Annotated in this window: 14 protein-coding genes; 8 read left to right on the top strand and 6 right to left on the bottom strand. The window is 66.8% G+C overall.

Annotated elements, in window-relative coordinates; all coding sequences use genetic code 11:
* Positions 1 to 83: 83 nt before the first annotated feature.
* Positions 84 to 740, bottom strand: a complete 657-nt coding sequence (locus CY652_RS01695) for a VC0807 family protein (RefSeq protein ID WP_102128925.1) — start codon at positions 738 to 740, stop codon at positions 84 to 86.
* Positions 741 to 890: 150 nt separating this feature from the next.
* Between CY652_RS01695 and arfB the strand changes: the two genes are divergently transcribed.
* Positions 891 to 1,298, top strand: coding sequence for an alternative ribosome rescue aminoacyl-tRNA hydrolase ArfB (gene arfB / locus CY652_RS01700; RefSeq protein ID WP_102128926.1), 408 nt, complete (start codon positions 891 to 893; stop codon positions 1,296 to 1,298).
* Positions 1,299 to 1,319: 21 nt separating this feature from the next.
* Here arfB and CY652_RS01705 read toward each other — a convergent pair whose 3' ends face one another.
* The 3 genes from CY652_RS01705 to CY652_RS01715 form a co-directional block, all read right to left on the bottom strand.
* A complete protein-coding gene (locus tag CY652_RS01705) occupies positions 1,320 to 1,577 on the bottom strand; it encodes a DNA-binding protein (protein WP_102128927.1) in 258 nt (85 codons plus the stop codon).
* Between the two features lie 242 nt (positions 1,578 to 1,819).
* Entirely contained in the window at positions 1,820 to 2,050 is a 231-nt protein-coding gene (locus CY652_RS01710; protein ID WP_102128928.1) for a hypothetical protein, read from the bottom strand.
* Positions 2,051 to 2,221: 171 nt separating this feature from the next.
* Complete coding sequence (locus tag CY652_RS01715) at positions 2,222 to 2,962, bottom strand: YdcF family protein (RefSeq protein ID WP_102128929.1); 741 nt, start codon at positions 2,960 to 2,962, stop codon at positions 2,222 to 2,224.
* A gap of 237 nt (positions 2,963 to 3,199) precedes the next feature.
* Here CY652_RS01715 and CY652_RS01720 point away from each other — a divergent pair, with 237 nt between their 5' ends.
* Positions 3,200 to 3,517 (top strand): hypothetical protein, encoded by a 318-nt coding sequence (locus CY652_RS01720; RefSeq protein WP_102128930.1) that lies wholly within the window; start codon positions 3,200 to 3,202, stop codon positions 3,515 to 3,517.
* Positions 3,518 to 3,720: 203 nt separating this feature from the next.
* Here the strand turns inward: CY652_RS01720 and CY652_RS01725 are convergent, their stop codons facing one another.
* Together CY652_RS01725 and CY652_RS01730 are read right to left on the bottom strand one after the other, a co-directional pair.
* A complete protein-coding gene (locus CY652_RS01725) occupies positions 3,721 to 3,984 on the bottom strand; it encodes a hypothetical protein (RefSeq protein ID WP_102128931.1) in 264 nt (87 codons plus the stop codon).
* A 282-nt stretch (positions 3,985 to 4,266) separates the two neighbouring features.
* Positions 4,267 to 4,668: a transposase gene (locus tag CY652_RS01730; RefSeq protein WP_102128932.1), complete on the bottom strand. Its 402-nt coding sequence runs from the start codon at positions 4,666 to 4,668 to the stop codon at positions 4,267 to 4,269.
* A 424-nt stretch (positions 4,669 to 5,092) separates the two neighbouring features.
* Between CY652_RS01730 and CY652_RS01735 the strand changes: the two genes are divergently transcribed.
* From CY652_RS01735 to nusA, 6 genes are all read left to right on the top strand, one after another.
* A complete protein-coding gene (locus tag CY652_RS01735) occupies positions 5,093 to 5,995 on the top strand; it encodes a LysR family transcriptional regulator (RefSeq protein ID WP_102128933.1) in 903 nt (300 codons plus the stop codon).
* Between the two features lie 90 nt (positions 5,996 to 6,085).
* Complete coding sequence (locus tag CY652_RS01740) at positions 6,086 to 7,285, top strand: pyridoxal phosphate-dependent aminotransferase (RefSeq protein ID WP_102128934.1); 1,200 nt, start codon at positions 6,086 to 6,088, stop codon at positions 7,283 to 7,285.
* 295 nt (positions 7,286 to 7,580) lie between these two features.
* Positions 7,581 to 8,525 (top strand): SMC-Scp complex subunit ScpB, encoded by a 945-nt coding sequence (gene scpB, locus CY652_RS01745; protein ID WP_102128935.1) that lies wholly within the window; start codon positions 7,581 to 7,583, stop codon positions 8,523 to 8,525.
* Positions 8,526 to 8,623: 98 nt separating this feature from the next.
* On the top strand, positions 8,624 to 10,318 hold the full coding sequence (rluB, locus tag CY652_RS01750; protein WP_102128936.1) for a 23S rRNA pseudouridine(2605) synthase RluB: 1,695 nt from the start codon (positions 8,624 to 8,626) through the stop codon (positions 10,316 to 10,318).
* Positions 10,319 to 10,722: 404 nt separating this feature from the next.
* Complete coding sequence (rimP, locus tag CY652_RS01755) at positions 10,723 to 11,181, top strand: ribosome maturation factor RimP (protein ID WP_102128937.1); 459 nt, start codon at positions 10,723 to 10,725, stop codon at positions 11,179 to 11,181.
* On the top strand, positions 11,178 to 12,653 hold the full coding sequence (gene nusA, locus CY652_RS01760; RefSeq protein WP_102128938.1) for a transcription termination factor NusA: 1,476 nt from the start codon (positions 11,178 to 11,180) through the stop codon (positions 12,651 to 12,653). Before rimP ends, nusA begins: the two co-directional genes overlap by 4 nt.
* Positions 12,654 to 12,776 lie beyond the last annotated feature (123 nt).

The raw sequence follows: 12,776 nt of genomic DNA on the forward strand, positions 1-12,776 counted from the left end.
GGGCTGCCGGTGAGTCTAACTGATTTTTCCGGCCGTCTGACCGTCGGCGCGGGCGCGGGTTCGGCCGCCGGGCTATGGTCGGGCTATGGCGCGTTGCGGATCCGGTTCGACGCGTCGTCGGGCAGGCTGCGCCTGCCGGCGCGCCGCATCCGGGCGCGATACCCGAACGTGGCGGCGCACAGCGCGCCGTAGATACCGTAGCTGATGAACGGCGAGACGGCCAGAAACCGCTCGATGGGCCAGGTGAGCGCGAGCCACGCGCGCAAGGCCGTTTCTCCCGTGAGGCCGACGCCCCAGATGGCCGTGAGCGCGCGCATGGCCGAGACGAACGCCGGACGCTCGCGCCACAACGCTTCGATGCGTTCGCCGCCGCCGGCCTGCTCGCGCGCGCCGCTCGCGCGGGCGAGATAGAACAGGAGGGGCCGGGGCGCGAAGAGCGAGAGCAGGAACGCGACGCCGACCATGCCGGACACGAGCGACTCGCGCATCAGCAGCATGCGCGGACCGCCGCCGAGCGCCATCGCGCCGATCGACAGCACGATGCCGAGGAGGACGATGGCGCTCAGCGCGTCGACACGCCTGAAGCGTGCCAGTTCGACGAGGCTCCAGCCGAGCGGCGGCACGGCCGACGCCACGAGAGCGCCGAATTCGCCCCAGTGCGGCTGCGCGAGCCGGTAGGCGAGCCAGGGCAGCAGCAGGTTGACCGCCAGTTCGCCGACGAGGGCTGGACGTAGCTTCATGCCGGTTTACTCGACAAGGGTAATGCGCGAAAGTATCGGCCCATTCCGACCCACCTGGCAAACTGCCGGCAGGCTTCGCGATCGGTGCGTGCATCGGCCGGTCTATGCGAAACTCGCCGTTCCGCTTCGCTTCGTAGACAGGTTGCAACCATGATCGCCCGCCACCCGGTGCCGCTACACGAAATCGAATTCACGGCCGTCCGCGCCCAGGGTGCGGGCGGGCAGAACGTGAACAAGGTGTCGAGCGCGATCCATCTGCGTTTCGACATCCAGGCCTCGTCGTTGCCCGACGTGCTGAAGCGGCGTCTGCTCGCGCTGTCGGACCGCCGCGTGACGCGCGACGGCGTCATCGTCATCAAGGCGCAGGAGCATCGCACGCAGGAGCAGAATCGCGCGGCCGCGCTCGAAAGACTGGGCGAATTGATCGATAGCGTCAGCGTTACGCGTCGCGCCCGCGTTCCGACGCGGCCGAGCCGCGCCTCGAACCTGCGGCGGCTCGACGGCAAGGCGAAGCGCAGCGAGGTGAAAGCCGGGCGGGGGCGCGTCGCGGACGGATGACGGCGCTTCGACAGCCGGCCGTCAGTGGGTCGTGCCCGGCACGTCGAGAATCAGGATGATGGTCCAGTCCGCGTCGCCGTCGTGGTGATACTGCCGTTCGATGACGATGAACGGCTGCTGCTTGCCGGCCGGGCCGAGGAACAGCACGTCGCCTTCCATCGGCAGGCATTCGACCGGCGGCAGGGCGAGAAACGCGTCTTGCCTGTCGCGCGGCATCAGCTTTTCGATCTTGCGGGATGCCGCCTCGGTCCATTCGATGTCGAGCTGGATGTTGCTCATGCTGTTCTCCGCGTCAGGGGCGCACGGTGGGTGGGTCGATTCGAGGTGCGGGACTTTAGCATACCGCCGGGCCTTGCCGCCGGCCAGGGCCGGCCTCGCGGCGAGGTTCGCGCCGGCGGGATCGCGGCGACGAAAGACCGAAGCAAAAGAGACCGAAACAAAAAAAGCCGAAGCCGGCATGGTAGCTGGCTTCGGCCTTGCCGGTTCCGCCCACGGGGCGAACCGGGAAGCAGCGTCCCGGGTTACTGGGCGGCTTTCTTATGGTGATGCGGCGCGCGATGGTGGTGCACCGGCCGGGCGGATTCCGTCGACGGGGCTGCCTCCTGCTGCGCCTGGAGATCCTGGGCGTGTTGCTCGATGTCGGCCGCCCTTTGCGGATCGGTGCTCATCGTGATGCCATTTTCCGTTTGCGCGTGGGCGACGCCCGTCAACGCGGAAAGCGCAACCAGAACGGCGAGGGACACTTTTCTCATCTTGACCTCCAGGGAAGCGGTTTATGGGCCTGACTGGTGCCTGTCCATGCGGAAAGGACCCGATCATTCTAACGGCCAAATATACGTTCCAGATGACATTGGCCGGTTGCCGCAGCAAATAGTTACATCTGGTTACGTTTCCTGTGGCGATTTTGCCAGTTTGGGAGCCGCTCAAAACCAGCCGATCATGCGGTATAGATAGAACTGGGCCGTGCCGATCAACTCGTGCAATGCCGTTTCCGCGGCTGCCAGGTTGCTCCGGCGAGGCAACAGTCCCACTCGGGCCCGGCGCACGTTCGACACGATGGGCATGGGCGCGTAACCGAAGCGGCCGAAGTCGAGCAGGGCGCGGCGCATCTGGTAGGCCGAGGTGACGAGCATGAGCGAATCGTCATGTTCATGGTCCAGAATGCGGGCGACGTTTCGCGCGTTTTGCCAGGTCGTCAGGCTGCGGTTCTCGATGACGATGTCCGCAGGCGGAACGCCGGCCCGGGCCAGATAGGGGGCATAGGTGTCGGCCTCGCTGGCCGCGTGATGCTGGGGGTTGCCGCCGCTCAGGATCACGCGGCACAGCGCGCCCGACGCGCGGCAGCGCCGGTAGAGCGATGCCGCCGTCGACAGGCGCGCGAACGCGTCGTGTTGCGGGACGAGCGGCCCATCGGTTGACCGGGTCGTGCCGCTGCCGGGCACGATGATGACCGTGCGTGCGCCGAACGTCGAGGGACGGACATTTTCTGATTCGTACGGAGTGCGATATATCTCTGGTTGCGCGAGATCGAGCAGCGGCACGGTCAGCCAGCCCGCGGATATCAGCCAGAAAATGGCGACGGTACAGGCTACGACGGCGCGTCGCGCGCTGCGCCATAGGACGGATAGTGCGAAAAAAAGCGCAAATAAAGTGAATAGAATCAATTCAAATGGGGTAACGTATCAATTTTCGGGATGATGCGGAGGCTACCATCGTACTGCGCTGGTCGTTCGGCGGTGGGCGTTCTCTCTTCTACGGGGCCCGAAATAACCTGTCGTCCCTGTCGTGAGGCGTTTTTTCCGGGGTACGGGTCATCGCCGCATCGCATGGCGGACCGTGCCGGCTGGCATGTCGCAGCAGGCAGGATTCATAGCAGGGTTGCATTTTCATAAAGAAGTGAGATGAGGACGTATTCCAACGAAGCGGTACTCGAAGCACTACGACGGGTGCAATACCGGCAGGTCCCGTGGGCGCGGCGTCCCGGAGTATTCGAATATCTGCGCACGCTCGGATTGATGGAAACGGTCCGGCAGCGGACCGTGGCGCCGGCGCCCGGTTTTCATGCACCGGTGGACATCGCGGTGCTGACCGACCGGGGGCGGGCCGAGTTCGCCCGGCTCGCGCGCGACGAGCGTGCGCTGGACTGGTCCGGGAACCGGTCGGCCGACTACGCGCCGACTGCCGATGCGCCTCAACCCGATCTCGAGGCGCGGCAATAGCGTCGTATCTTCTTCTCTACTCGCGCGGGTCGGCGTTTTCCGCGGGCTTGTCTGCGGGGCGATCTCAAGGACAATGCCGAAAAAAAGCCCGTATCGAAAGATACGGGCGCTTACCGGCACGACTACCACAGCGTTGTGCTAGTGGCGTCGACATGGACATGACGCGAAGTGCCGCGGTTACTCAATCGAACGTCGGAATGCCGTCAATGCCGGGGCAAGTGCGCCGGCGCGTTGTGCTGGTGCGCCAGCGCGCGGTTGTGAGCATTGCTTTCGATGTCGCCGCGCAGGTTGCCGCGCGGCACGGGTGGACTGTCCGCGTGCGCCGGGCCCGGCAGATCGGCCTGGCGCAGCAGCATCGAGGTGGGCAGCGCGTGCCAGTCGGGCACGCTGGAGGGAGCCGGTCGGGCCACGGTATAAATCGGCAACGAAACCATGATGCCGCAGATGAGCAGGGCCATGGGTTTCATCGCAGCCTCCTGTCAAGCCGGCGCGTCGACGTTTGTTGACATGATCACACGATAGTGTCGGCGGCGAAAGGCCGCTGTAAATAATGGTAAAGAGATGTATCTCCCGGGATCCGCGGCGATGTGCGGGTCGTTCGGGAGCGCAATGTTTGCTGCGGGGAGTCGGGAGCGTCGGAGACGAAAAAAGCGCGTACTGGCGCGCTTTCGGGTCGGGAGAGGGAGCTTGCGGCCGGCCGCGTGAGCGGGGTCCGGCCGCGGAGGGTGGTCAGACGGTGGCTGCTGAGTTCAGGCCATCTTGACCGGCGCGCGCCACGATTCCGGATTGGTCCAGAACGCGCCGCGCAGGCGGTCGCGGCTCGGCGGAGCAGGCGATTTGGTGGCAGTCGCCCCGATGCGACCGCGCAGGGAAATTTGACGTCCGCTCGAACCCAGGCGTTTTACGATTTCGGCGAGCGTGCCATCGGCCTGCCATTCGTCGAAACGACGGCGGCACGTCGGCGGCGACGGATACCGGCCGGGCAGCTTCGACCAGCCTTCGCCAGTCGAGAGCACCCACAGCACGGCATTGACGACCGCGCGCGCTTCCACACGAGGCCGTCCGCGCCGCTCGCTCCGTGCGGGCTCCGCACAGAACAACGCCTCGACCAGCGCCCATTCGTTGTCTCTCAAATCGTCGAACAGCATCATGTTTCACCTCAGCGAAGCTAACTCCGGTGCGCTGCCCCGCGCTGCGCACTCTTCACGCACTCTGCCCGAGTGCCAGGCGGGATCGGCCTTGCCTTGTCGGAGCGCCGTTGCCCCGGGGCGTGCTACCGCCGATCCTGTGCTCACCTCAATGCAGGAAGCGTGCCATGTCGTTCGCATTTCCCTCCAGGCCGCGTAACGTCAAGCCTGGGCGGGCGGCGGCCCGGGGCGTATCAGAATCGAAAACCCCCGCCCGCAAAATCGGGAGAATCACCAATCTTGTGCAATCAGGCCCGTGCGGCGTGCGCTTGCGCCGTCTTGCCGCATTGCGGCGAACCCTCGTCCGGTCTGCCTGCGAGTAATTTCGCAAGGTCCCCTCATTTGCAATAGGATGTGCATAAAAATTGAAAATTAATGAGGTAATCCGATGAATGTGACGTTGCGGCAATTGCGGGTGTTCATCGAAGTGGCGCGGCTGCAAAGCTTCAGCCGGGCGGGCGACGAGATCGGCCTGACCCAGTCGGCCGTCAGCCGGTGCGTGCGCGAACTGGAGACTGAAATCGGCGTGAAGCTCGTCGATCGCACGACGCGCGAAGTACAACTCACCGATGTCGGCACGAACCTGATCGGCAGCATCTCGCGCCTGCTGGGCGATCTCGACGACGCGCTGCGCGAAATTCGCGAGATCGGCGAGCAGCGGCGGGGGCGCGTCGTCGTGGCCGCGAGCCCGACGGTGGCCTGCCGGTTGATGCCCCGGGTCGTCGCGGCGTGCGGGCAACAGTTCCCCTACGTCACGCTCGGCCTGCGCGACGACGTGCAGAGCGACGTAGTCCGCAAGGTCAAGTCGGGCGAGGTGGATTTCGGCGTGATCATCGGGCCGTTCACGGCCGACGATCTCGAAGCCGAGATCCTGATGACCGATTCGTTCTGTCTCGTCGCGCGCAGCGATCACCGGCTCGCCGGGCGCGACGAGGTGGACTGGAAGGCGCTGGAGGGCGAGCGGCTCGTGATGCTCGACTACGCCTCGGGCAGCCGTCCGCTCATCGACGCGGTGATGGCGCGCCACGGCGTGAGCGCGAGCGTGGTGCAGGAATTGGGCCATTCGGCGACGGTGTTCGGGCTCGTCGAGGCCGGCATCGGCGTCAGCGTGCTGCCGTGGCTGGCGTTGCCGCTGCCGGCCGGCTCGAGTCTCGTGGCGCGGCAGCTCGTTCCGCGGGCCGAGCGCACGGTGGAGCTGGTGCGGCGGCGCGACCGGTCGCTGTCGCCGGCCGCCGAGGCGGTCTGGTCGCTGATCCGGCAATTGCCGGCCCGCGCGGAGGATCTGCGCTGAAGGGGCGGGTCGTACCGCCGGACGGCCGGCGGCACGCTACACTGGCGGTTTTTCCGTCATGCCTTTCATGCCTTCTATCCGGACGATTCAATGAGCGACCTCGACGATCTGCCTGTGCCCACGTTTTCCGTCCCCGGCGCACGCGATGCCGTGCGCGCGCTGCGCGCGTCGCAGATCCGGGAGGTCGCCAACGCCGGCTTCGGCATTCCCGACGTACTGCCGTTCTGGTTCGGGGAGTCGGACCGGGTCACGCCCGCCTTCATCCGCGATGCCGCGGCGACGGCGCTGGCGAAGGGCGACACGTTCTACACGCACAATCTCGGCATCGCGCCGCTGCGCGAGGCGATTGCGCGCTACGTGAGCGATTTGCACGGCGCGACGTCCGTCGAGCACGTTGCCGTGACGAGCGCCGGCGTCAATGCGCTGATGCTGGCGGCGCAGCTCGTCGTGGGCGCGGGCGACCGGGTCGTGGCGGTCACGCCGCTCTGGCCGAATCTCGTCGAAATCCCGCGGATTCTCGGCGCGTCGGTCGAGACGGTCGCGCTCGGCTACGGCGAGCGCGGCTGGGCGCTCGATCTCGATCGTCTGCTGGCCGCGCTGACGCCGGACACGCGCCTGTTGCTCGTCAATTCGCCGAACAACCCGACGGGCTGGGTCATGACGCGCGACGAGCAGCGCGCCGTCCTCGAGCATTGCCGTCGCCACGGTATCTGGATCGTCGCCGACGAGGTCTACGAGCGCCTCTACTACGGCGAGCCGGGGGCGCGCACGGCGCCGTCGTTCCTCGACCTTGCCTCGCGCGACGAGCGTCTCATCTGCGTGAACTCGTTCTCGAAGGCGTGGCTCATGACGGGCTGGCGGCTCGGCTGGATGGTCGTTCCGCGCGGGCTGACGGACGATCTCGGCAAGCTCGTCGAGTACAACACCTCGTGCGCGCCGTCCTTCGTCCAGCAGGCCGGCATCGCGGCGATCGAGCAGGGCGAGTCGTTCACGCACGGGCTCGTCGCGGATCTGCGGGCGTCGCGCGACCACCTGGCGCGTGCGCTGTCGGCGCTGCCGGGCGTGGACGTCAAGGCGCCGGCCGGGGCGATGTATCTGTTTTTCTCGCTGCCGGGCGCGCGGCACAGCCTCGCGCTGTGCAAGTCGCTCGTGCGGGGCGCCGGCGTCGGGCTCGCGCCGGGCAGCGCGTTCGGGCCCGAGGGCGAGGGGTTCGTGCGCTGGTGCTACGCCTGCGATCCGGCGCGGCTCGACGCGGGCGTGGAACGGCTCGCGCGCCATCTCGTGAAATAGTCCGGGGGGGCGGCATCGGCGACCGCCGCCGCCCGATAATGCGCGGCGCGTATTATCGGGCGCGTCTTTACGCTCCCGTGGTTTTTGCGTAAGATGGCGCCTGGTCACGCGATTCCTTCCGGGAATATCGCTGCTCCGTCCGGCTGGGCCTGGCTCGATTCGATGCCTGTATGACGGCCCCCCGGTGCGTGCTCCCATCAATATGACCGATCAGAATCGGGCGAGCGCGTCTTCAGTTCCATATCGTCTGTCTGTTCCGGTTCTTTGAACCCGACTTAAGGTCTGACTCGGCTGCATGAATACCCAAGAGGCGAAGATCGTCCTCGAGACCGCATTGATCTGCGCGCAAGAGCCGCTCAAGCTCGGCGATCTGCGCAAGCTGTTTACCGACGAGGTATCGGCCGACACGGTTCGCGCGCTGCTCGAAGACCTGCGCAGCGAATGGTCGGAGCGCGGAGTCGAACTGGTGGCGCTGGCTTCGGGCTGGCGCTTTCAGAGCAAGCCCGCGATGCGGCCTTATCTCGACCGGCTGAACCCGGAAAAGCCGCCGCGTTATTCGCGCGCGGTACTTGAAACGCTGGCGATCATCGCGTACCGGCAGCCGGTCACGCGCGGCGATATCGAGGAGATTCGCGGCGTGACGGTCAATACGCAGATCGTCAAGCAGCTCGAGGACCGGAGCTGGATCGAGGTGATCGGGCATCGCGACGTGCCGGGCCGCCCGGCGCTTTATGCGACGACGCGGCAGTTTCTCGACGATCTCGGCCTGAAGTCGCTCGACGAATTGCCTTCGCTCGACGACGCCCCGGCCCAGTTGAGCGAGCAGTTGCTCGCTCAGCACGCGATCGAGTTTTCTGATGGCGGGGCTGTGCCGGGAGATGCCGGGGGCGCCGGGGTGATCGAGGCCGCAAGCGTGCCGGAGGACGGATCGCCGGGCGAAGACGCGCCGGCCGACTCGCTGTCGACGGGCGAGGAAGCCGCCGCCGCGAGTGCGGACGAATGGGGCGATGGCGCATCGTTTCCCCCGACTCCCGAGGCAAACGTTCCCCATGACGACCATGCCGATGCCAGCCCGGACGAGGGCGAGTCGGCCGGCTCCGACGAATCCGCCGGGCCGGTCGCTGGCTATCCGGCAGCGCCGGAGGCGGGCGTGCCGGTTGCGCACGGGGGCACGGCCGGCGAGCCCGGCCAGGATGGAAACGAGACCCGCCGCGAAGCGGCACAGGACTCCGGGTCCTGACGAACGATAAGGCCGCCGCATTGCGCGGCGTCCGGCGTAACGAACATGACTGACGGCGCCTCGCAAGGGGGCGCGCGACCTGACATCTTGAGGTTGTTTTGACAGATATCCACGATACCGATTCGACCGATGCGCCCGAATCCGCGCGCGTCGAGCCTGCCGCTCGCGCCGATGAATCGCGCGCGCAGGCGCAAGGCGATGCCGCACGGCCAGACGACGGGCAGGGCGAGGAACGGCCGCGCCGCGGCTTGCGTCGCGGACCGCGTAGCCTGATCGCGCGCCGCCGCGCCGGCAACAACCGGGCAAAGGGCGGCGAAGCCGCCCAACCGGGGCAGGCGGCGGACGCGCCGACGACCGGGACGCCGCCGGACGGCGTCGTCGTCGCGCAGGTGCGGACGCCGCGCAAGGACGCGGGCGGCGGCAAGAAGCAGGGCGGCCGCCGGAGCAACGGCGCGGCGGAAAAGCCGCGCAAGGGCCGCGCCGAGACGCCGCCATCCGCGCCGCAGGGCGAAGGCGCGGACGACCTGTTTCTGTACGTGACGTCGCCGGCGTTCGACGCCGACAACGGGGCGGGCGCCGGCGCGCGCGCGCCGATGCTGCGCGGGGGGCGGCCCCAGCAGCAGCCCAAGCGCGTACTGAGTCCCGACGACGACGCGCCGAAGCTGCACAAGGTGCTCGCCGAGGCCGGCATGGGTTCGCGCCGCGAGATGGAGGAGTTGATCGTCGCCGGGCGCGTGTCCGTGAACGGCGAGCCCGCGCACATCGGGCAGCGGATCATGCCGACCGACCAGGTGCGCATCAACGGCAAGCCGGTCAAGCGCAAGGTGCAGAGCAAGCCGCCGCGCGTGCTGCTCTACCACAAGCCGGCCGGAGAAATCGTGAGCCATGCCGATCCGGAGGGGCGGCCTTCGGTGTTCGACCGCTTGCCGCCGATGAAGACGGCGAAATGGCTCGCCGTCGGCCGGCTCGACTTCAACACCGAGGGGTTGCTGATGCTGACGACCTCGGGCGATCTGGCCAACCGCTTCATGCATCCGCGCTACAGCGTCGAGCGCGAGTACGCGGTCCGGGTCGTCGGCGAACTGTCGGAAGGCAACCGGCAGAAGCTGCTGAAGGGTATCGAGCTCGACGACGGTCCCGCGAACTTCCTGCGCATCCGCGACGGCGGCGGCGAGGGGACGAACCACTGGTATCACGTCGCGCTCGCCGAGGGGCGCAATCGCGAAGTGCGGCGCATGTTCGAGGCGGTCGGTTTGATGGTGAGCCGACTGATCCGCACGCGGCACGGCCCGATCTCGCTGCCGCGCGGGCTCAAGCGCGGTCGCTGGGAAGAACTCGAGGATGGCCAGGTGCGCACCCTGATGTCGTCGGTCGGCCTCAAGGCGCCCGTCGGCGAAAAGGGCGGGCGCAACGGCGAGCAGGAACGCCGCCAGCCCGATCCGATGCAGACCTCGATGGGCTTCATCAACCGCGAGCCGGTGCTGACCGCTCACGGCAATTTCAACCAGCCGCGCCACGGCCAGGGTCGGCGCGGCCAGTCGGGCGGTTTCGCGGGCGGAGCCGGTACCGGCTTCGGCGCCGGCTACGGCAGTCGCGGCGGCAACGCCAACGCGGGCGGCCGCGACGTCGACGGCAACCGTGCGCCGTCCAAGCGCGCATCGGGCAATCCGAACGCCAATAATCGCCGCCCGTCGGGCAACGCCGGCACGGCCGCCGGCGCCAACGGCAATCGCGCCGGCGGCGGGCGCGGCGGTCCGCGCGGCACGCAGCGCAACCGGTCGCGCGGGCATTGAACGAGGGGGCGTCGTACGCTTTCGTACGATCGTTGCCGGACGGGCGGGTCGTTACCGCCTCCGGTGCTTTTCCGGGCCGTGCTGGTTTGCGTTAGTAGTCAAAAAAGGCTATAATCTTGAAGTCGCTGGGCGTGCAGCTTTTTTGTGTGCAGCTCGGGTGCGACCACCGTTTAGAAAAAGATGGGCGTTCAGCCCATTTTTTTTTGGGCCGGAATTTTGCTCGAAATTCGCCCGGAACGGGTTCGCCGACCCGGGTGGCCACGGCCGCGAGTGCCGCAAAAACGGTCGCGAAATGTGACCGGGGCGCGTGGCCGATGCGCATACGAAAAGCGCGTGCAGCGCTTGCGCTGCCCGTGGGAGGTGTGTCGCGAGGCGGGGCGCGCGAACATCTGGAGTGGGGCATTGTGCAACTGACGGAACTGATTGAAACCACGGTCGCGGGTCTCGGCTACGAGCTCGTGGACCTCGAGCGCACCGGGCGCGGCATGCTGGCCGTGTATATCGACCAGCCTGCGGGCATCGCGATCGAGGATTGCGAAAAGGTCACGCGTCAGTTGCAGCACGTCCTGACGGTCGAGAACATCGACTACGAGCGGCTCGAGGTTTCGTCGCCGGGTCTCGACCGCCCGCTGAAAAAACTGGCGGACTTCGAGCGCTTCGCAGGCAGCGAGGCGGTCATCACATTGAAAAAGCCATTGGACGGACGGAAATCGTACCGGGGCATTCTGCATGCCCCCGAGGGCGAAACCATCGGTCTGGAATTTGAAGGGAAGGCGGGAGCCGCGATGCTCGACTTCACGCTCGCGGATATCGACCGCGCACGCCTCGTCCCGAAAGTTGACTTTAGGAGCCGCAAACAATGAGTCGCGAAGTGTTGATGCTGGTGGATGCGCTGGCACGCGAAAAGAACGTCGACAAGGACGTAGTGTTCGCCGCCCTTGAAGCGGCGCTCGCATCCGCTTCCAAGAAACTCTTCGCCGAGGACGCCGACATCCGCGTTCACATCGACCGTGAAAGCGGCGAGCACGAAACCTATCGCCGCTGGCGCGTCGTGCCTGACGAGGCGGGCCTGCAGGAACCGGATCAGGAAATCCTGCTGTTCGAGGCGCGCGAGCAGAAACCCGACGCGCAGATCGACGACTACCTCGAGGAGCCGGTGCCGTCGATCGAGTTCGGCCGCATCGGCGCGCAGGCCGCCAAGCAGGTGATCCTGCAGAAGGTGCGCGACGCCGAACGCGAGCAGATCCTCAACGACTTCCTCGAGCGCGGCGAAAGCATCATGACCGGCGCGGTCAAGCGCATGGACAAGGGCAACTTCATCGTCGAGTCGGGCCGCGTCGAGGCACTGCTGCGCCGCGATCAGCTTATTCCGAAGGAAAACCTGCGCGTGGGCGACCGCGTGCGCGCCTGGATCGGAAAGGTCGACCGCACGGCGCGCGGCCCGCAGATCGAGCTGTCGCGCACGGCGCCCGAATTCCTGATGAAGCTCTTCGAGATGGAAGTGCCGGAAATCGAGCAGGGCCTCCTCGAAATCAAGGCGGCCGCGCGCGACCCCGGCGTGCGCGCGAAGATCGGCGTGGTCGCCTACGACAAGCGCATCGACCCGATCGGCACCTGCGTCGGCATTCGCGGCTCGCGCGTGCAGGCCGTGCGCAACGAGCTCGGTGGCGAAAACGTCGACATCGTGCTATGGTCGGAAGACCCTGCCCAGTTCGTAATCGGCGCGCTCGCGCCGGCGGCTGTCCAGTCGATCGTCGTCGATGAAGAAAAGCATTCGATGGACGTCGTGGTGGACGAGAGCGAGCTGGCCGTCGCGATTGGCCGCAGCGGCCAGAACGTGCGTCTCGCCAGCGAATTGACCGGCTGGCAGATCAACATCATGACGCCGGACGAGTCGGCCCAGAAGCAGAACCAGGAGCGCACGGTGCTGCGCGACCTGTTCATGGCGCGTCTCGACGTCGACGAGGAAGTCGCCGACATTCTCATCGACGAGGGCTTCACGAGCCTCGAAGAGATCGCCTACGTCCCGCTCAACGAAATGCTCGAGATCGAGGCGTTCGACGAAGACACCGTGCACGAGCTGCGCAACCGCGCGCGCGACGCGCTGTTGACGATGGCGATCGCGAACGAGGAGAAGGTCGAGAACGTCGCGCTGGACCTGAAGAGCCTCGACGGCATGGATCAGGACCTGTTCGCGCAGCTTGCGCAGCACGAGATCCATACGCGCGACGATCTCGCGGAGCTGGCCGTCGACGAGCTGATCGAGATAACGGGCATGGAAGAGGACACCGCGAAAGCGTTGATCATGAAAGCACGTGAGCACTGGTTCCAGTGAGCAATGTCCAGGACCCGACCATGACCCACTGAACTGAACGCGGCCGGCCGCAGGCGATGCGGCGGTAGGGCCGCTTGACCCGATGTCAACCGCAAGGACGTGGTCCTTGCATCAAGAGGAATG

The organism is Burkholderia sp. WAC0059, from assembly GCF_002870125.1.
In the GTDB taxonomy this organism is placed as follows: domain Bacteria; phylum Pseudomonadota; class Gammaproteobacteria; order Burkholderiales; family Burkholderiaceae; genus Paraburkholderia.

What these genes read in the sequence shown, in the direction of transcription:
- CY652_RS01695 (WP_102128925.1), bottom strand. Translation starts at nt 740, where the DNA reads ATGAAGCTACGTCCAGCCCTCGTCGGCGAACTGGCGGTCAACCTGCTG.
- arfB (WP_102128926.1), top strand. Translation starts at nt 891, where the DNA reads ATGATCGCCCGCCACCCGGTGCCGCTACACGAAATCGAATTCACGGCC.
- CY652_RS01705 (WP_102128927.1), bottom strand. Translation starts at nt 1,577, where the DNA reads ATGAGCAACATCCAGCTCGACATCGAATGGACCGAGGCGGCATCCCGC.
- CY652_RS01710 (WP_102128928.1), bottom strand. Translation starts at nt 2,050, where the DNA reads ATGAGAAAAGTGTCCCTCGCCGTTCTGGTTGCGCTTTCCGCGTTGACG.
- CY652_RS01720 (WP_102128930.1), top strand. Translation starts at nt 3,200, where the DNA reads ATGAGGACGTATTCCAACGAAGCGGTACTCGAAGCACTACGACGGGTG.
- CY652_RS01725 (WP_102128931.1), bottom strand. Translation starts at nt 3,984, where the DNA reads ATGAAACCCATGGCCCTGCTCATCTGCGGCATCATGGTTTCGTTGCCG.
- CY652_RS01730 (WP_102128932.1), bottom strand. Translation starts at nt 4,668, where the DNA reads ATGATGCTGTTCGACGATTTGAGAGACAACGAATGGGCGCTGGTCGAG.
- CY652_RS01735 (WP_102128933.1), top strand. Translation starts at nt 5,093, where the DNA reads ATGAATGTGACGTTGCGGCAATTGCGGGTGTTCATCGAAGTGGCGCGG.
- CY652_RS01740 (WP_102128934.1), top strand. Translation starts at nt 6,086, where the DNA reads ATGAGCGACCTCGACGATCTGCCTGTGCCCACGTTTTCCGTCCCCGGC.
- scpB (WP_102128935.1), top strand. Translation starts at nt 7,581, where the DNA reads ATGAATACCCAAGAGGCGAAGATCGTCCTCGAGACCGCATTGATCTGC.
- nusA (WP_102128938.1), top strand. Translation starts at nt 11,178, where the DNA reads ATGAGTCGCGAAGTGTTGATGCTGGTGGATGCGCTGGCACGCGAAAAG.